At 41.5% G+C, this 18258-nt stretch carries 23 protein-coding genes; 7 read left to right on the top strand and 16 right to left on the bottom strand.

The annotated features are described in order from the left end of the window. Positions 1-8: 8 nt before the first annotated feature. The gene (gene ushA / locus ACNAV8_RS00370; protein ID WP_415777009.1) at positions 9-1667 is read left to right on the top strand and encodes a bifunctional UDP-sugar hydrolase/5'-nucleotidase UshA; all 1659 of its coding nucleotides are present in this window, start codon (positions 9-11) and stop codon (positions 1665-1667) included. Positions 1668-1762: 95 nt separating this feature from the next. Here the strand turns inward: ushA and murA are convergent, their stop codons facing one another. The 9 genes from murA to mlaF form a co-directional block, all read right to left on the bottom strand. After that, complete coding sequence (murA, locus tag ACNAV8_RS00365; RefSeq protein ID WP_103855515.1) at positions 1763-3040, bottom strand: UDP-N-acetylglucosamine 1-carboxyvinyltransferase; 1278 nt, start codon at positions 3038-3040, stop codon at positions 1763-1765. A gap of 16 nt (positions 3041-3056) precedes the next feature. After that, a complete protein-coding gene (locus tag ACNAV8_RS00360; protein WP_103855516.1) occupies positions 3057-3314 on the bottom strand; it encodes a BolA family protein in 258 nt (85 codons plus the stop codon). Beyond that, positions 3314-3676: an STAS domain-containing protein gene (locus ACNAV8_RS00355; RefSeq protein ID WP_103855517.1), complete on the bottom strand. Its 363-nt coding sequence runs from the start codon at positions 3674-3676 to the stop codon at positions 3314-3316. The genes ACNAV8_RS00360 and ACNAV8_RS00355 overlap by 1 nt, the downstream gene beginning before the upstream one ends. Positions 3677-3679: 3 nt before the next feature. Next, complete coding sequence (gene mlaC / locus ACNAV8_RS00350) at positions 3680-4318, bottom strand: phospholipid-binding protein MlaC (RefSeq protein WP_103855518.1); 639 nt, start codon at positions 4316-4318, stop codon at positions 3680-3682. A gap of 28 nt (positions 4319-4346) precedes the next feature. After that, positions 4347-4850 carry an outer membrane lipid asymmetry maintenance protein MlaD gene (mlaD, locus tag ACNAV8_RS00345; RefSeq protein ID WP_265755125.1) on the bottom strand — a complete coding sequence of 168 codons (504 nt, stop codon included), beginning with the start codon at positions 4848-4850 and terminating at the stop codon, positions 4347-4349. Positions 4851-4970: 120 nt separating this feature from the next. Continuing rightward, entirely contained in the window at positions 4971-5258 is a 288-nt protein-coding gene (locus tag ACNAV8_RS00340; protein WP_103855859.1) for a plasmid stabilization protein, read from the bottom strand. Next, entirely contained in the window at positions 5255-5434 is a 180-nt protein-coding gene (locus ACNAV8_RS00335) for a hypothetical protein (RefSeq protein ID WP_103855858.1), read from the bottom strand. Before ACNAV8_RS00335 ends, ACNAV8_RS00340 begins: the two co-directional genes overlap by 4 nt. Positions 5435-5515: 81 nt before the next feature. Further along, complete coding sequence (gene mlaE, locus ACNAV8_RS00330; protein ID WP_103855857.1) at positions 5516-6301, bottom strand: lipid asymmetry maintenance ABC transporter permease subunit MlaE; 786 nt, start codon at positions 6299-6301, stop codon at positions 5516-5518. Further along, positions 6291-7091, bottom strand: a complete 801-nt coding sequence (mlaF, locus tag ACNAV8_RS00325) for a phospholipid ABC transporter ATP-binding protein MlaF (RefSeq protein ID WP_103855856.1) — start codon at positions 7089-7091, stop codon at positions 6291-6293. The genes mlaE and mlaF overlap by 11 nt, the downstream gene beginning before the upstream one ends. A gap of 295 nt (positions 7092-7386) precedes the next feature. Here mlaF and lptC point away from each other — a divergent pair, with 295 nt between their 5' ends. From lptC to rapZ, 5 genes are read left to right on the top strand one after another with little or no spacing between them, the layout of a single operon-like run. Continuing rightward, positions 7387-7962 carry an LPS export ABC transporter periplasmic protein LptC gene (gene lptC / locus ACNAV8_RS00320; RefSeq protein WP_103855855.1) on the top strand — a complete coding sequence of 192 codons (576 nt, stop codon included), beginning with the start codon at positions 7387-7389 and terminating at the stop codon, positions 7960-7962. Further along, the gene (gene lptA / locus ACNAV8_RS00315; RefSeq protein WP_115249035.1) at positions 7946-8458 is read left to right on the top strand and encodes a lipopolysaccharide transport periplasmic protein LptA; all 513 of its coding nucleotides are present in this window, start codon (positions 7946-7948) and stop codon (positions 8456-8458) included. Before lptC ends, lptA begins: the two co-directional genes overlap by 17 nt. A 9-nt stretch (positions 8459-8467) precedes the next feature. Further along, positions 8468-9193, top strand: coding sequence for an LPS export ABC transporter ATP-binding protein (gene lptB / locus ACNAV8_RS00310; protein WP_103855854.1), 726 nt, complete (start codon positions 8468-8470; stop codon positions 9191-9193). Between the two features lie 3 nt (positions 9194-9196). Next, entirely contained in the window at positions 9197-9769 is a 573-nt protein-coding gene (gene ptsN, locus ACNAV8_RS00305; RefSeq protein ID WP_103855853.1) for a PTS IIA-like nitrogen regulatory protein PtsN, read from the top strand. 22 nt (positions 9770-9791) lie between these two features. Beyond that, entirely contained in the window at positions 9792-10649 is an 858-nt protein-coding gene (rapZ, locus tag ACNAV8_RS00300; RefSeq protein WP_103855852.1) for an RNase adapter RapZ, read from the top strand. An 84-nt stretch (positions 10650-10733) separates the two neighbouring features. Here the strand turns inward: rapZ and lysC are convergent, their stop codons facing one another. The 3 genes from lysC to ACNAV8_RS00285 all read right to left on the bottom strand — a co-directional run bounded on the left by lysC (position 10734) and on the right by ACNAV8_RS00285 (position 14227). Next, complete coding sequence (gene lysC / locus ACNAV8_RS00295; RefSeq protein ID WP_103855851.1) at positions 10734-12092, bottom strand: lysine-sensitive aspartokinase 3; 1359 nt, start codon at positions 12090-12092, stop codon at positions 10734-10736. Positions 12093-12277: 185 nt separating this feature from the next. Continuing rightward, the gene (gene proA / locus ACNAV8_RS00290) at positions 12278-13534 is read right to left on the bottom strand and encodes a glutamate-5-semialdehyde dehydrogenase (RefSeq protein WP_103855850.1); all 1257 of its coding nucleotides are present in this window, start codon (positions 13532-13534) and stop codon (positions 12278-12280) included. 21 nt (positions 13535-13555) lie between these two features. Continuing rightward, positions 13556-14227 (bottom strand): trimeric intracellular cation channel family protein, encoded by a 672-nt coding sequence (locus ACNAV8_RS00285; RefSeq protein ID WP_103855849.1) that lies wholly within the window; start codon positions 14225-14227, stop codon positions 13556-13558. A 145-nt stretch (positions 14228-14372) separates the two neighbouring features. On the opposite strand from ACNAV8_RS00285, the gene ACNAV8_RS00280 reads away from it, so the two are divergent. Next, positions 14373-15185, top strand: coding sequence for a hypothetical protein (locus tag ACNAV8_RS00280; RefSeq protein WP_415777008.1), 813 nt, complete (start codon positions 14373-14375; stop codon positions 15183-15185). 36 nt (positions 15186-15221) lie between these two features. On the opposite strand, the gene cgtA is transcribed toward ACNAV8_RS00280, so the two are convergent. The 4 genes from cgtA to rplU all read right to left on the bottom strand — a co-directional run bounded on the left by cgtA (position 15222) and on the right by rplU (position 18102). Beyond that, complete coding sequence (gene cgtA, locus ACNAV8_RS00275; RefSeq protein WP_103855848.1) at positions 15222-16394, bottom strand: Obg family GTPase CgtA; 1173 nt, start codon at positions 16392-16394, stop codon at positions 15222-15224. An 8-nt stretch (positions 16395-16402) separates the two neighbouring features. Next, positions 16403-17323, bottom strand: coding sequence for a DMT family transporter (locus ACNAV8_RS00270; protein WP_103855847.1), 921 nt, complete (start codon positions 17321-17323; stop codon positions 16403-16405). A gap of 189 nt (positions 17324-17512) precedes the next feature. Next, positions 17513-17770, bottom strand: a complete 258-nt coding sequence (gene rpmA, locus ACNAV8_RS00265; protein ID WP_103853279.1) for a 50S ribosomal protein L27 — start codon at positions 17768-17770, stop codon at positions 17513-17515. A gap of 20 nt (positions 17771-17790) precedes the next feature. After that, positions 17791-18102 carry a 50S ribosomal protein L21 gene (gene rplU / locus ACNAV8_RS00260; RefSeq protein ID WP_103853280.1) on the bottom strand — a complete coding sequence of 104 codons (312 nt, stop codon included), beginning with the start codon at positions 18100-18102 and terminating at the stop codon, positions 17791-17793. Positions 18103-18258: the final 156 nt, after the last annotated feature.

Below are 18258 nucleotides of genomic sequence, written 5' to 3'. Positions count from 1 at the left end.
GAATGATTATGAAATTAGCCTCATTGTTCAAATACTCAACACTCACATCACTTTTAGCCATTTCTTCTTTCAGCTATGCTTACCAAGCCAACCAAACTTATCATTTCACATTGCTTCACACGAACGATTTACACGGTCATTACTGGCAAAATAAAAATGGTGAATATGGTTTAGCAGCGCAAAAAACTTTGATTGATCGCATTCGTGCGGAAGTTGAACAGAAAGGTGGTTCAGTGATCTTGCTCAATGCAGGCGATTTCAACACGGGTGTGCCAGAGTCTGATTTACAAAATGCCAAACCTGATATTGAAGCATTAAATTTGATGGGCTACGAGGCATTAACACTAGGCAATCACGAATTTGATAATCCATTACAACTTCTTGAAATGCAAGAGAAATGGGCAAAATTCCCATTCCTTGCTGCGAATGTTTATAATCAAAAAACAGGGGATTTATTAGTCAATCCTTACACGATTTTAGACAAACAAGGATTAAAAATTGCAGTGGTTGGATTAACCACAGAAGATACGGCGAAGCTAGGAAATCCTGAATTTATGTCCGCTGTGAGATTTGAACGCCCAGCGGAAAGTGCAAAAACCGTGCTCGCAGAATTAGACAAAAATGAACAGCCCGATCTCAAAATCGCCCTTACGCATATGGGATTTTACCCTGATGCGAAATACGGTTCTAACGCACCGGGCGATGTTTCAATGGTACGCGAATTGCCTGCGGGAGCATTTGATATTGTTATCGGCGGACATACGCACGACACACTATGCATAAATGAAGACGGTTCATTTAACAGTAAATTTAAACCGGGCGATAGCTGTAAACCATTGTTTGAGAAAAACACTTGGATCATGCAAGCAGGGGAATGGGGCAAATATTTAGGGCGTGCAGATTTCACCTTTAAAGATGGCAAGCTCACCTTAGAAAATTATCAATTAGTACCAATTAACTTGAAAAAGAAAGTGAAAAAAGAAGACGGCTCAAGTGAATATGTGTTGTATCAAGAAGAAATTCCAGCCGATCCAGCATTACTTGCGCATCTCAAAACCTATCAAGATCAAGGGGATAAATTGCTTGGTCAAGTCGTTGGGAAAGTTGATGATCGTTTAGTGGGCGATCGCGATATTGTACGTTTCCATCAAACAAACTTAGGACAACTAATTGCCCGTTCACAAGCAGAACGCGTGAAAGCCGACATCGGTATTATGAATTCCGGCGGTATCCGTGCTTCTATTGAAGGGGGAGATGTAACCTATAAAGATATTCTAACTGTACAACCTTTCGGTAATATCATCAGCTATTTTGAGATGAACGGAAAAGATTTGCTCAATTATCTTGATGTCGTGGCATTAAAAGAAGTGGATTCAGGGGCTTATCCACAGTTCTATGGCATTACAATGACTGTAGATCGCAAAGCGAAAAAAGTATCTGATGTGAAAATTCAAGGAAAACCAATCGATCTCAATAAAATGTATCGCATTTCTTTACCAAGTTATTGTGCTGCAGGTGGTGATGGTTATCCAGTAATGACAGATAACCCAACCTATGTTAATGCGGGCTTTGTTGATGCAGACAGCTTGAAAGAATATTTCCAAGAACATTCGCCAATTAAAGCAGCCGATTTTGAGGCAAACAAAGGCATTATTTACAAAGAGTAATTTTGTTATCGGTATAAAAATAGCCAGAAGTTTTCTGGCTATTTTATTAAGGTGGTAACGAAAGGAAATAAAATTTAGAAGAGATTTCCTTATTTTTATTCAAACGTATCCTGTTCAGTAAAGCGCTCAATTTTCGCACCTAAACCACGCAATTTATCTTCGATATGCTCATAGCCACGATCAATATGATAAATGCGATCTACAATGGTTTCACCACTTGCGATACAACCCGCCAACACCAAGCTGATTGAAGCGCGTAAATCCGTTGCCATTACTTCCGCACCTGAAAGGCTTTCTACACCGTGGCAAATCGCGGTGTTGCCTTCAATTTCAGCTTTTCCGCCCATACGGATTAATTCTGGAATGTGCATAAAGCGGTTTTCAAAAATGGTTTCGGTAATTTTACTTGTGCCTTCCGCCACCATATTTAATAGAGTGAACTGCGCTTGCATATCCGTTGGGAAACCAGGGTGTGGCATTGTGCGAATATTCACCGCTTTTGGACGTTTGCCTTTCATATCTAGCGTGATGGTATCTTCGGTGATCTCAATTTCAGCCCCCGCTTCACGCAATTTATCAATCACCGCATCAAGGGTATCCGCTTTCGTGTTATGGCAAACAATGCGCCCGCCTGAAATCGCCCCTGCCACAAGGAATGTGCCAGTTTCAATACGATCGGCCACCACCGCGTGTTCACAGCCAGTTAGACGCTCTACCCCTTCAATAGTGATAGTATCTGTGCCTGCACCGCTAATTTTCGCGCCCATTTTATTTAAGAATACGGCGGTATCCACAATTTCAGGTTCGCGTGCAGCATTTTCAATAATGGTTGTCCCCTGTGCAAGGGTGGCTGCAGTCATAATAGAAAGGGTTGCGCCCACGCTCACTTTTTCCATTACAATTCGTGTGCCGATCAAACGCCCATTGGTATGCGCTTTGACGTAACCATCTTCAAGTACAATTTCTGCGCCTAAACGTTCTAAACCGCTGATATGTAAATCCACAGGACGCGCACCAATGGCACAACCACCGGGGAGCGAAACCTGTCCTTGATGAAAACGCGCCACCAAAGGTGCTAATGCCCAAATTGAAGCACGCATTGTTTTCACCAGTTCATAAGGTGCAATGAAATGATTGATTTTTGAGCCGTCTAAATACACCACGCCACCGTCTTTTTGCTCTACTTGCATACCAAGCTGACGCAAAATTTTTAGTGTGGTTTCAATATCTTTTAACTCGGGTACATTGGTTAAGGTAACAGGTTCTTCGGCTAAGATTGCGGCAAATAAAATAGGCAAAGCGGCATTTTTTGCCCCTGAGATTTTAACATCACCGCTTAAACGAGATTGCCCATAAACACGAAATTTTTGCATATCAATGTCCTACTGATTAATTAATTGGGTTAAGTAAACGCTCACGTTTCCACTTTTCTTGGGTAAAGGTTTTAATGGTTAAGGCGTGAATTTCGCCAGTGGAAAAATAGCCCATTAATGGTGCATAGATAGTTTGTTGCTGTTTTAATCTTGAAAGTGTGGCAATCTCATCATCAATAACAATCACGCCGAAATGGGCGTTCTCGCCTTGTACATAAACTTCTTCAAGCCCAAGTGCGTCTTTTAAAATTCGTTCAATTTCTTGCGTTTCCATTAATTATTTCCACTATGTTGTAAAAACGGGTCAATCCATTTTGATAACCCAAAAAGATCAGCCAATGTGAGGAATTGCTCAGGTGCATTTTGAATGATTTGCGTCTGTGCTTGCTTTTGGCAATGATGAATAAAATCACACAATAAGGCAAAGCCTGCACTGTCAATTCGCGTTAAATCGGCAAGTTCCCAAATAAGTTGCTGGTGCGCAATTTTATCCGTAGATAAAAAAGAATAACGTTGTTCCCACAATGGCAACAACGTTTTTCTGGATAACGCCCCAGTCAAGCGGAGCGTTATCTTATCATCATTTTGTTCAAATGCCCAAGTTAAACTTGGTGCTAAACCTGATGTATTGTGCATTGATTATTTACCCAATGTAACAGGCGCATTTGCCGCTTTTTGCACTTGTTGGGTCAGCGCTTCAATGCCGTCTTTGCGTAAGGTTGCACTCCATTCTTGTTTTTTGGTGTTTACCATACTCACGCCTTCAGCCGCCATATCATACACTTGCCATTCACCCGTTCTGCTGTTTTTACGCCAGAAGAAGGTTAAATTAATTGGCTGCGCATTACCATTTTGCATCACTTTCACGCGAATGCTCATTTGGTTATCAGACACATTTTTCGGTTTTTCAATGTCAATTTTTTGGTTTTTATATAGGGTTAAAACTTGCGCATAAGATTGCTCAATAAATTGATCAAAGGCGGCGAAAAATTTTGTACGCTGCTCTGGCGTGGTACTTTTGAAATACTGCCCTAACACCAATGATCCCGCATAATTAACGTGTACATAAGGCATTAAATCTTTACGCACAATGGTTCTTAAATAATTTGGGTTTTGTTTAATTTGGCTTTGGCTGTTAGCAATATCGTTAAACAATTTGTCTGATGCCTTTTGCATTAGGCCATAAGGGCTATCGTCCGCCATTGCTTGCACCGCAAAAAGTGCGGTGAAAATTACTAAAGTTTTGCTTAACCAGTTTGTCATTGTTTGTTTTAACATTGATTCCTCCGTAAAACGAAAAAAGAAATTATTGTTGCGCTTCAGGTTTGCTGTCATCAGATTTATTCTTATCCCCATAAAGGAATTGGCCGACTAAATCCTCTAACACCATTGCCGATTTGGTATCCACAATTTTACTGCCCTCTTTGAGCATTTTAGTGGTTTCACCATCATCAAAACCAATGCTCAACGCAATATATTGTTCACCTAATAAGCCTGAAGTTTTAATTGAAAGCGAGCTGTTATCAGGAATTTCGTTATATTCTTGATTGATCGCAATCTTCACCACTGGCAAATAGGTTTGTGGATCAAGCTCGATATCACTTACTCGCCCAATTACCACACCGCCAACTTTTAATGGCGCACGCACTTTTAGTCCACCAATATTGTCAAAAGTTGCACTCACTTGATAAGATTTTGCTTGGCTAAAGCCTTGCACATTTGCCACTTTTAATCCTAAAAAGACAAAAGCGCCAATGGCAAGCAATAAAAATAACCCTACCCAAAATTCATACTTTGCTGTTTGTCGCATAAAAATACCTTAAATTTACACCGCACTTTATTTTGTGCTGTTTTTTAATGAAATGAAATAATCGCATTGGTTACTTCATAATTTATAAACTATTAACTACATATACCAAATATTGTTCTGCTAATAAGCATTCTGCCAAGCTGCTTTGAAATCGACAATATAAACATTTTCAATACCAATAAGAAATTTCACTTGATATTTACCATTTAAAATTGGGATTTCTTTTCGCTTACGAAATTTGTAAATATCCGCAGTATAAGACAATTTATCTACTTCACTTTTAATTGCATCATAAAACTGTTCAGAAATAATCGGATTTTGGGATTTTTGCAAAATATAGTCTGCTTGCTTGAGCAATTTATTTTCAGCAACACTATACCAAACGATGTTGTAATCAAACTTCATCATTTTTCAGTTAGCCCTAAACGATGACGCAAATTTTCCATAACTTGATCCTGCGATTTGGTTTCAACAAGACCATTTTCTAATTTGTAAAGTAAATCTATTTCATCTACCGTATAAAAGCTATTTTTAGCTTTGTACCGTTTTTTGAGTTCTTTCTCACCTTTTAGCACAAGTTCCATATGTCCTCCTTTGCAAGTTCATTGTTAATCATATCCCTGATTGCACAGTAAGCATATCATTATTTATACACTAGAAAGACTTTAACTCCCACCAAACATTATCGCGGTTAAAACGAAATCTAGCCCAAGTACCACAAGGGAAGCATTGACCACGGTTTTGGTGGTGGCTTTGCTGATGCCTTCGGAAGTTGGTATGCTGTCATAACCATTAAACAGAGCAATCCATACCACGGCAATGGCGAAAAATAGACTCTTAATTAAGCCATTGAGAATATCGGTTTTCCAGCTCACTGAGTTTTGCATTACTGACCAAAAACTGCCTGCGTCCACGCCTTTCCAATCAACCCCCACCAATGAGCCACCCCAAATACCAATGGCGATAAAAATAATGGATAAGATCGGCATTGCAATCACGCCCGCCCAAAAACGTGGCGAAATCACGCGGCGCAGCGGATCAACCGCCATCATTTCAAGGCTAGAAAGCTGTTCGGTGGCTTTCATCAAACCAATTTCTGCGGTTAGCGCAGATCCTGCTCGGCCTGCAAATAATAATGCGGTAACCACAGGGCCTAGCTCGCGTAATAAGGAAAGGGCAACCAGTTGCCCAAGGCTGGTTTCAGCAGAAAAATCCACTAGCACCACATAGCCTTGTAGCCCAAGCACCATACCAATAAACAAGCCTGAAAGCATAATAATCAGTAAAGATTGCACGCCCAAGACATAAAGCTGTTTAATCAGCAATGGAAAATGCTTTCTAATTTGTGGTTGCCCGACTAATGCGCCCCATAGCATAAAACCTGAACGCCCAATGCCCTTGCAAAAATTGATGGCACTGCGTCCCAAGGCGGAAATCATCTCACTTATCATCAAATAACTCCTGAACATAATCGCCAGCTGGGTAATGGAAACGCACAGGGCCGTCTGCTTCACCTTTAATAAATTGTTGCACTTGTGGATCTTGGCTAGCGAGCAATTCGGCTGGCGTTCCTTCAGCAATCACTTTTTTATCCGCAATAATATAGGCATAATCGGCGATACTTAGCACTTCTTGTACATCGTGAGAAACCACGATAGACGTGAGCTGTAACGCTTGATTTAAGCGTTTAATCAGGCTCACAATTACGCCCATACTAATAGGATCTTGTCCCGTAAATGGCTCATCATACATAATTAATTCAGGGTCAAGGGCAATGGTTCGTGCTAAAGCTGCACGCCTTGCCATACCGCCAGATAATTCAGAGGGCATTAAATCCGCTGCACCGCGTAACCCCACCGCTTGCAACTTCATCAATACCATTTCACGGATTAATTGTTCTGGCAAATTGGTATGTTCGCGAATAGGGAACGCCACGTTATCAAAGGTGGACATATCGGTAAACAATGCGCCTGACTGAAAGAGCATTCCGATGCGCTGACGCAATTTATAAAGCTCTGCACGGGACATTTGACAAATATCCTTACCATCGACCAAAATTTCTCCGCTATCAGGTGAAAGTTGCCCACCAATAAGACGCAACAAGGTGGTTTTCCCAATCCCTGACGGCCCCATTATGGCAGTGATTTTTCCCTGTTCAACGCGTAAATTCAGGCGATCATAAATGACACGCTCACCACGTTTAAAGGTGAGATTTTTTACTTCTACAAAAGAACGAGTCATAGCACGCTTATTCACCAGTGTTGTTCAAAATGTGGCAATGATATGCGATGCAAACAGAATGTCAAAGACTGTTTTCCTATTTTATTCATTGGTTTTATGATGCGTTAAGCTGAAAATACAATAAAAAGACGTAAACTCAGCGCTTTTTTCGTGGAATTTCGGCGAAAACAGACTTTGTAAAAAATTGTAAAAATTTACACCGCACTTCTATTTACACGGAATTGTTCTTGCTTTTAGTAAAATTATGCTATCATTTCGCACTTAATTAATCTTGAAAAAATGAGCCATTCAAACTATGAATATTCGTTGGAATATTGTTTTGTCGGTGATTGTCCTTGCATTACTCGCTTGGTTTTATAGCCTTCAGCAGAGTGATTCTGAAAAGCTTGCCGGCTTGATCAAATCAGAAGATAGCCCTGAATATGTTGGGGAGAAAATGCAAACGACTGTCTATTCACCTACAGGGGAAAAACAATATTTTGCTATCGCAAACAAAGTTGAACACTATGCGTCTAATGGAAACACAGATTTTCAGTATCCTGTGGTTTATCTTTATGATGTGCAAGATGAAACCTTAGGCACACAGAGTTGGAAAATCAGTGCTAAAAATGCCAAATTAACGAAAGATAATCTTTTATATTTAGAAGGCGATGTATTTGTGCAAAGCCTCTTGAGCGATTCGCGTCTGCAACGCGTGGATACCGAACGAGCTACGGTAAATTTAAAGACGCAAGATATTCACTCTGATACAATGGCCACCATTACTGGCTTGAATTTTACATCAAGCGGCGCCAAATTAACTGGTAACTTAAAACAACAAATTGCAACCTTAGCAGAACAGGTGAAAACCCACTATGAAATTAACAAGTAAATCTCTTTTATTTTTTACCGCACTTATGACTTCAATGTCAGCTTTTGCCTTAAAAGATGATACCAATCAACCGATTAACATTGAATCCAACAATCAATCCTTGGATATGGAAAACCAAACGGTAACCTTTACCGATAATGTGGTGATCACCCAAGGTTCTATTTTGATTAAAGCAGATAAAGTGGTGATTACGCGTCCACCTGAAAATTCCAACAAAAAAGAAACCGTAGATGCCTATGGCCGTCCTGTTACCTTTCATCAATTATTAGATGATGGCAAACCAGTGGACGGCAAAGCGAATAAAGTGCATTACGATCTTGGTACAGAATTTTTAACCTTAACGGGCAATGCAGAATTAAAACAGCTAGACAGCAAAATCACAGGGCAACTAATCACTTATGATGTGAAAAAACAACAGCTAAAAGCCTCAGGTTCAAGCAAATCTCGTGTTAAAACCGTATTAATTCCTGCGCAATTAAACAGTAAAAAGAAATAGGATAGCCTTATGCCAACGCTTTATGCAGAACATTTAGCCAAAAGCTACAAGAGCCGCAAAGTGGTTTCTGATGTGAGTTTAAACGTGAAATCAAATGAAATTGTGGGCTTGCTTGGGCCTAATGGCGCGGGCAAAACCACCACGTTCTATATGGTTGTGGGCTTGGTGCAACAAGATGAGGGCAAAATTCGCATTGATGATGAAGATATTAGCTTACTGCCAATGCACGATCGCGCCAGAAAAGGCGTGGGCTATTTGCCGCAAGAAGCGTCTATTTTTCGCCGTTTAAGCGTGTACGATAACCTAATGGCGGTGCTAGAAATTCGTAACGATCTCAATGCACAACAACGCCGCGAAAGAGCGGAAGAATTAATCGAAGAATTTAACATTGGCCATATTCGCGATAACCTAGGGCAATCCCTTTCTGGTGGGGAACGCCGCCGTGTTGAAATTGCCCGTGCGTTAGCTGCGAATCCTAAATTTATTTTATTAGATGAACCTTTTGCTGGGGTCGATCCCATTTCTGTGATTGACATTAAAAAGATTATTATGGATCTGCGCGATCGTGGTTTAGGTGTGCTAATTACCGACCACAATGTGCGTGAAACCCTTGATGTGTGCGAGCGTGCTTACATTGTAAGTGCAGGGAAAATGATCGCCACAGGCACACCTGAAGAAGTGATGAATAACGAACAGGTGAAACGGGTTTATCTCGGTGAAGAATTTAAACTATAACTTATGACTAAATTTACCCAATTACTGAGTCCTGAAAATATTCGCCAAGGACTGGTTTGCTCAAGTAAAAAACGTGTTTTTGAAACCATTAGCCGCATTGTGGCGGATCAAATCCACGGCGAAGACGATCCTGAACACAGCAGTTTTGATTGCTTATTTAACCGTGAAAAGCTGGGTAATTCAGGCTTAGGTAATGGCGTAGCAATGCCCAAAGGGCGTTTGCATACAGGCGATAAACCTATTGCCGTGTTTTTGCAACTTGCCACGCCGATTGATTATGAAGCCGCCGATCACCGTGATGTGGATTTAATTTTTGCCTTACTCATTCCTTCTGAAGCTTGTGGCGAATTTTCTCAATCCGTGTTACCTGAATTAGCGGAAAAATTGCTAGATAAATCCCTTTGCAAGCAGTTAAGAGCAGCAAAAAGTGCGGAGGAAATTTGGCAAATTTTTGAATATGCTGATAATCATTCTGATGACGAACAAGACGCTGAGCAGCAAAGCGGACAAGAAAGCGAGCCAAAAGCCGAACAAGAAAATACACAGAATGAGCAAGCGGTAGAAACAGAACAGTAACAATCATTCAGGGGGAAATCAGATGGAAATCATCATTATTAGCGGACGTTCTGGTGCAGGCAAATCTGTTGCCTTGCGTGCCTTAGAAGACATTGGCTACTATTGTGTGGATAATCTCCCTGTCACCCTGCTGCCTGAGCTGGCAACAATTTTGGCGAAAAAGCAATCCTCTGTTGCCATTAGCATTGATATTCGCAATCTTCCTTCTTCAAACGCAGAACTGGAACACAGCCTTGAGCAACTGCAACAACATCATCAGGTAAAAATTATTTTCCTGGATAGTGAACGCAATGCGCTAATCAAGCGTTATAGCGATTCACGCCGTCTGCACCCGCTTTCCGTTGATTCCCTTTCCCTTGAAGCGGCCATTGATGCGGAACAGCAATATCTCACGCCACTGATTGATGCCGCCAATTTAATTATTGACACCACCCATCTTTCCACCCACGAGTTAGCAGAACGCTTGCGTGAATTTTTGCTCGGGCATACCCAAAAAGAATTAAAAATTATCGTCGAATCTTTTGGCTTTAAATATGGCATTCCGCTCGATGCAGACTATGTGTTTGATGTGCGTTTTCTGCCTAATCCTCACTGGAACCCAGAGCTACGCCCAATGACAGGGTTAGAACAGCCTGTAATGGATTTTCTCAACAAACATAATGAAGTGAACCACTTTATTTATCTCACCCGCAATTACATTGAAACCTGGCTGCCAATGTTAAAACAAAATAACCGCAGCTATCTCACCATCGCCATTGGCTGCACCGGCGGCAAACACCGCTCCGTTTACATTGCCCAACAAATCGGTGAATATTTCCAAGCCAAAGGGGAAAATGTTTTAATTCAGCATAAATCATTGGAAAGTTTAAAGAAAATGTAATTCAATGATCTTAGTTTGCCGAACAGCAAAGGTAATTTGAGTTGAAACTAAAAAGGCGGAAAAATTTCCGCCTTCTTTTTTGTATTATTCAAACAAATTCAAATGCAACGCTCTGACCACATCATCAGCTTGTTCGCTTTGGACTAACATACAGATGTTGTTAGTGCTTGCGCCGTAGCTGATCATTCTTACGTTGTAGGCTTCTAGGGTATCGAAAATTTGTTTTGCGATGCCTGCGGTGATATGCAGATCATTACCCACCAATGCCACTAAAGATAAGCCTGTATCCACTTTCACGCTAGACACTTCTCTTAATTCCGCGAGCAATTCTGGCGAGAGCATTTCCGCGCCTGATGAAGCAGATCCTGTTTTGTCTAAAGTGAGTGCGACGCTTACTTCAGAAGTGGTGATGGTATCCACAGAAATTTTGTGTTTCGCTAAAATATTGAACACATTTGCTAAGAAACCTTGTGCGTGTAGCATACTAAGGCTAGAAAGGGTTACCAAAGTTTGATCGCGGCGTAATGCAATTGCACGGAAGGTTGGACGTGGTTGTGGATCTTTGGTTACCCAAGTACCGCCATCTTGTGGGGCTTTGCTTGATCCTACGAACACAGGGATATTGCTGCGAACCGCTGGAAGCAAGGTTGCTGGGTGTAACACTTTCGCCCCGAACGTTGCCATTTCTGCGGCTTCCGCAAAGCTCATTGTGTCAATGCGTTGTGCTGCTGGCACAATGCGTGGATCGGTGGTGTAAATACCGGCTACGTCCGTCCAAATTAATACATCTTTGGCGTTTAATACTTCGGCTAAAAGTGCCGCAGAATAGTCGCTGCCGCCACGCCCTAAGGTGGTGGTTTTGCCTTGTGGATCGCGTCCAATAAAGCCTTGCGTGATAATCATTGTGTCGTTATCTTGAGCAAGAATCGGTTTTAATAGCGCATCGCTATTTTTCTGCGTTTGCTCGTCATCTGGCGCGGCTTTACCGAAATGACTGTTGGTTGCCACAATGGTACGCACGTCCACCCAAACGGCTTTTGCGCCAAGCTCTTTTAACACTTGAACGAAAAGCAAGGTGGACATCATTTCCCCTTGGCAGATCAATTCGTCTGTTAAAGCCGGTGAAGCAGCCACGCTTGCGGCATCAGCCAAGCTTTCGATATGTTTTAAAATTTCTTCAATTTTTGCCCGCACTTCGCTGTCGTCTTTAAGCTCAGCTAAAATCGCTTCTTCAATTTGACGTACTTCTGCGATGAGTTTCGCGCGTTCTTCTGCGTCTTTGCCATTAGCAAGCGCAACCAATAAATTGGTGATACCTGCCGAAGCAGAAAGCACCACCACACGCGTATTAGGATCTGCCGTTACAATATTTGCACAAGCGCTCATTGCGCTATGATTTGCAACGCTAGTTCCACCGAATTTTGCCACAGAGAGAGTTGACATAGTTTTACCTTCCTATAAAAAATCAATGATGTTGTATTAGAATGCCCTAGAAATAACGATTTCATTAAACATTGTCAAATATTATTTTATAAAATTAAATAAAAACGTCATTTTTAAAATGACGTTTTGATATTATAAAATTTTAGCCCGAATAATCGAATAATTTTCAATTTCTCACTAAGGAATTAAGGACGCGCTAAATAATCCCCTACGCCCACCCATTTGTAAGATGTTAGCGCTTCTAATCCCATTGGTCCGCGAGAATGGAGTTTTTGTGTACTCACCGCCACTTCTGCGCCTAAGCCAAATTGCCCGCCATCAGTAAAACGAGTGCTTGCATTGACATACACCGCCGCGCTGTCCACTTGATTGATAAATTGTTGCGCAAGACGTTGCAAGCTGGTTAAGATCGCATCAGAATGTTGCGTACCATATTGATTAATAAAGGCCACCGCTTCATCAATATCTTTGACAATCACCACGTTGAGATCAGGCGAACCCCATTCTTGTTGTAAATCCTGCTCTTGCAATGGCACAACTTGTGCCCCCGAATCGCTTAAAATAGAAAGTGCGGTGGAATTTGCGTGAAATTTTATTTTCGATTGGCTAAATTCCGCCAACATTGGCAAAAATTGCGCGGCGATGCTTTCTTGCACCAACAAGGTTTCAAGGGTATTACAAGTGCTTGGGCGCTGTGTTTTAGCGTTGCTAATCACCGCTAAGGCACGATTTAAATCGGCGCTTTCTTCCACGAAAGTATGGCATACGCCCACACCCCCAACGATCACAGGAATGGTGGAATTTTCTTTACAAAGCTGATGTAAGCCCGCACCGCCCCTTGGAATAAGCATATCCACATAGCGATCCAGTTTCATTAATTGCATCACTAAATCGCGGTTTGGATCAGTAATGGCTTGCACGGCGTATTGCGGTAAATTAGCTTGTAATAAGGCTTGTTGCACCACTTCAACTAAAATTTTGTTGGAATGTTGCGTTTCCTTGCCGCCGCGTAAAATCACCGCATTGCCTGTTTTTAAGCATAAGCTAGCAACATCAATGGTTACGTTTGGTCGCGCTTCATAAATGGTTGCCACCACGCCTAAAGGCACGCGCACACGTTCAATTTTTAATCCACTGTCTAAGGTGCCGCCGTCAATGATTTTACCCACTGGATCGGGCAGAGAAATAATATGACGAACATCTTGGGCAATGGCGTGTAGCCGTTCAGGCGTAAGCAATAGACGATCAATCAAGGCTTCTGACAAACCATTTTGTTGAGCGGCTTGAATGTCTTTTTCATTTTTCGCCAAAATGCGATCAGCTTGTTGTTCTAATTGATCGGCGATACATTGAAGCGCGTGATTTTTTTCTTTCTCACTACATTGCGCCAACACAAAAGCCGCTTGTTTGGCTTGTTTACCCATTTCTACTAAATTCGTCATTGTTTATCCTTATTTTAATTTTTATTTGATTTTTTTCGGCAGTTTGTCATCGGCTTGCTTTTCGGCGATTTCCTGCTCTTGATAATCGAACACTGGCAAATGCCACTCAAAACGAATGGCGAGCAAGCGAATGGTAAAACCGCAAGCGAGGGTCACCACGATCACGATATTGTGATTAATATTCAATTGAAGCAAGCCAATATAAATACTTGCCGCCAGCAATGCAACACTGGCATACAGCTCTTTTTGAAAGACAAGAGGAATGCGGTTGCACAGCAAATCCCGCAGCACGCCACCAAATGCACCAGTGATAATGGCAGCAATAATCGCAATAATAAAACTATGCCCCATATCTAACGCAATCTGCGTGCCGATAATGGAAAATACGATAAGCCCTAAGGCATCTAGCACTAAGAAAATGGTGCGAAAATAGCGCATAAAATGGCGAATGAATGGCGCGATCACCACTGTTAGCACTGCGGCGCTGGCAACAATAATAAAGTAATGAGGATTTTTCACCCAACCAAGGGGATAATGCCCGAGCAGCACATCACGTACCGAACCACCGCCAATGGCAGTCATTGAGGCGATGATAACCACGCCGAAAATATCCATTTTTTCACGTCCAGCGGCTAATGCCCCTGTGATCGCTTCGGCGGTGATACCCACAATATACAAAATGCTCAGTAGCATAGATCCCTTCATTAAAGTGCGGTGAAAATTTTTATTATTTTAGGGGGGAATATGCCCTATAACAAGGAGAAAAATTCATAGATTTTTGACCGCACTTTTAAATTTCTGCATAATGTGCCACCTATTTGGATAAAAAGGAAAAATTATGTCAGAAAGCCAATCTAAATCTTTCACTTTTATGTTAAGCGCCATTCCACTTTGTTTGTTAATTTTGGTGGATAGCTTTGCATTATTTTTGCAAGGGCAACCCAAAGCCATTTCTCATTTGAGCTTAGCGGTGCTTGCGACGCAATTATTATGTGTACTGGTGTTTCATAAAGGACAAATTTGTAACGGGCAACGAGGGCGTTTGGTCAAGGTCAATGGCTATTTGTTCGTTTATTGGGGATTTTGGCTGCTGCTAAGTTTATTCTCAAATTATCATTATGTGCTGACGGATATGGTGAGCCTGTGCGGTATCGGGCTTTCACTGGCAATTTGGTTTCAGCCTACAGATACGCAGTTACGTCAATCTATTTTATTATTGGGGGCATTGTTAGGTGGGCTTGGTGTGATTGTCTATTCCTTGATTTTTCTACAACTCCCTTGGCTTGCTTTGCTACCTTACAATTTCTTCGGGCAACTCTTTATGGGCGTGATTCTGGCAAATCTCTTTTTGGTGATTGCGAAAAACCGCTTGCAAGGTTTCATCGCCCTATTGCCTCTTGTGATGATGATTTTCTTATTATTAAATGGCATTTTATCTACGGTATTAATTTACCTTGCACATCAAAGTGCGGTAGTTTTTTCTAACGAATTTGCCTTGGGGCTTTATTTCTTCTTACATTTGGTGCTAGTGGCAATCATTGCATTGCCGATTTTGACGAAAACTAAATTGAGTTATCCAACATTATCATTGCTCTTTTTCATCGCTTTGAGTTTGCCTATTTGGGCGAATTTTAGTTTGATTGCTAGATAAAGATAAAAAATAGGGCAGAAAATTCTGCCCTTATTGTTATGGTTTATAAATAATTTCTACGCCTTCATCATCTTCATCTGACCAATCGTCCCAATCGTCATCTTCATCATCAAATTGATTTTGAGCAAGTTGTTCTTGGTGATAATCGTCCCACTTGAATTTCACTTCTTCTGGATTTTCAGGTTCTTTCTCATCTTCCCTTGGGTGGGCATCTAGATAGTCCATAATATCACGGCAAAGTGGTTCAACATTTTTACCCGTAGCGGCGGAAATTAAATAATAATCACCTTCCCAGCCCACGCGCTCAACGATTTCTTTAGCACGTTCTTGTGCTTCTTCATCAGACATCGTGTCGATTTTGTTAAACACCAGCCATTGGTTTTTTTCGGCAAGTTTTTCGCTATATTGGAAAAGCTCACTTTCAATAATGGCAATGTTATCTGCAGGATCGCTACCATCAATAGGATTGATGTCCACAAGGTGAAGCAGCACTCGACAACGTTCCAAGTGTTTTAAGAAGCGGATACCTAATCCTGCCCCTTCTGCCGCGCCTTCAATCAGCCCAGGAATATCAGCCACCACAAAGCTACGATTATCACCCACGCGAGCTACCCCTAAACTTGGCACTAAGGTGGTGAAAGGGTAGTCTGCCACTTTTGGCTTCGCCGCAGAAACAGCACGAATAAAGGTGGATTTACCAGCATTTGGTAAGCCTAACATTCCTACGTCTGCGAGTAGCATTAATTCTAATAATAGATCGCGTTTTTCCCCGGGCGTGCCGTTAGTTTTTTGCCGTGGTGCACGGTTTACCGAAGATTTAAAACGGGTGTTGCCTAAACCGTGATAGCCGCCTTTGGCAATCAGCATTTTGGCACCGTGTTTGGTTAAATCTCCGAGGATTTCTTTGGTGTCGTTATCAATCGCACGCGTTCCTACTGGCACTCTTAGTGTGATGTCTTTACCACGGCGTCCTGTGCAGTCTGAGCTGCGGCCATTTTCACCACGTCCTGCGGCAAAACGTTTTTCAAAACGGTAGTCGATCAGGGTGTTAAGGTTTTCATCGGCAACAAGATACACATCGCCGCCATCACCGCCATCACCGCCATCAGGTCCGCCTTTCGGGATAAATTTTTCGCGGCGGAAGCTCACACAACCGTTTCCGCCATCACCAGCCTCAATGCGAATCAAGGCTTCATCAATAAACTTCATTTTTTCTCCTATTTCTTATTCTTTATAAATTTGTGTCCAATTGCTGAGAACATTGCACCAAGTACCACCACGAATGCGCCAATATAGCTTAGGTTGTTGAGATCTGGCGCAGAAAAATCTTGTGGATCGATTGCGTGGAGCAAATGGGAAAAGGCAATGGTAAATAATGGCACCAGCGTTACAACTACGCTCACTTTTGCCACTTCCCAGCGGTTTAAGGCTTCGGCATAAGCGCCGTAGCCGATCAATGTATTTAAACAACAGTAAATAAAACAAGCTAAGGTTAAACCACTTAGCCCCTGTACTTGTGAAACCTGTGCAAAGGGCGTAAAGACCATTGCACAACCAAAATAAAACATTAATAGCACTTGTTGTGCCGTGAATTGGCGTAACATCAATTTTTGTGCCAACCCATAAGCAACCCAAATTAAGGCGGCGCAAACGCTTAATAATACCCCGATTAAATACCCATTCAGCTGGGTAAATTGGCCGAGCTTGTCATTAAAAAATAGCCCTAAACCAATAATTAAAATCACCAGTCCAATTTTTTGGTGTAAACCTAACCGCTCTTTGAAAATAATCACGCCACAAATCAGCATCGCAAAGGAAGAAAGGTGGATAAAAATCTGTGCGACCGAGGGTTCAATAAATTGTAATGAGGTATTAAATAAAGAGAAGTTGCCTGAAAGCCCGATAATGCCAAAAACTAACAAGCCCACATAATAGCGGTTAAGCTGTGAGAGCTTAGGCAATTTTTTGCTTAATCCTAAAAATAGCAGTAGGGCGGAACTGGCTACAATAAAGCGATACCAAACAATCGTTTGTGGTGTCATTACATTTAACACTTGCTTTAAAGCAATAGGCAGTGAACCCCAAGCCATTGCGGTGATTAAGGCAAATGTAAATCCTAATAGGGGTTGTTGTTTCATTACATTTCCTCCTTAATCTGGGCGATATTCTCTTTTTATCTTTTACGCGGTTGAAATTGGTATATGGGGGCAGCTTTGGCAATTTCTATATTAGCACGCAAAATTTTTTGAAATGATGTGGATTATATAGGCTAATAACAAAAAAGCCCCACAAAACTGTGAGGCATTTTATTCTGTTTATTTGTAAAATTATTCAGCTACGATACTAACGTATTTACGATTTTTCTCGCCTTTAACTTCAAATTTTACTTTACCATCAGCAGTTGCGAATAAAGTGTGGTCTCTACCCATACCTACGTTAGCACCTGCGTGGAATTTTGTACCACGCTGACGAACGATAATGCTACCTGCTAATACTGATTCGCCACCGAAGCGTTTAACACCAAGGCGTTTAGCTTCAGAATCACGACCGTTACGAGTTGAACCACCAGCTTTTTTAGTTGCCATCTACTTGATCTCCTCTGAAATTATGCTTGAATCCCAGTGATTTTCACTTCTGTGAACCACTGACGATGACCTTGTTGTTTACGACTGTGTTTACGACGACGGAATTTAACGATTTTCACTTTATCGCCACGACCGTGTGAAACCACTTCAGCCACTACTTTCGCACCAGCTACAACTGGCGCACCGATTTTAACATCTTCACCATTAACGACCATTAACACTGAGTCGAATTCAACGCTTTCGCCAGTTGAAACTTCAAGTTTCTCTAAACGAACAACTTGACCTTCGCTTACTCGGTGTTGTTTACCGCCACTTTGGAAAACTGCGTACATAAATACTCCGCTATACATTGTGCTTTAATGTTTAATTCATTTAGCACATCAAAATTCATATAAATAGGTCGCAAATTCTACGGAAAAACAAACCCGATAGCAAGAATTTATTTGCAATAAAATAAAAAAAGTTAGATTTACGCTGGTTTGATTTCA

Origin of the sequence: Avibacterium endocarditidis (assembly GCF_965138825.1) — a bacterium.
Taxonomy (GTDB): domain Bacteria; phylum Pseudomonadota; class Gammaproteobacteria; order Enterobacterales; family Pasteurellaceae; genus Avibacterium; species Avibacterium endocarditidis.
This window is presented reverse-complemented; position numbering and strand designations above follow the sequence as displayed.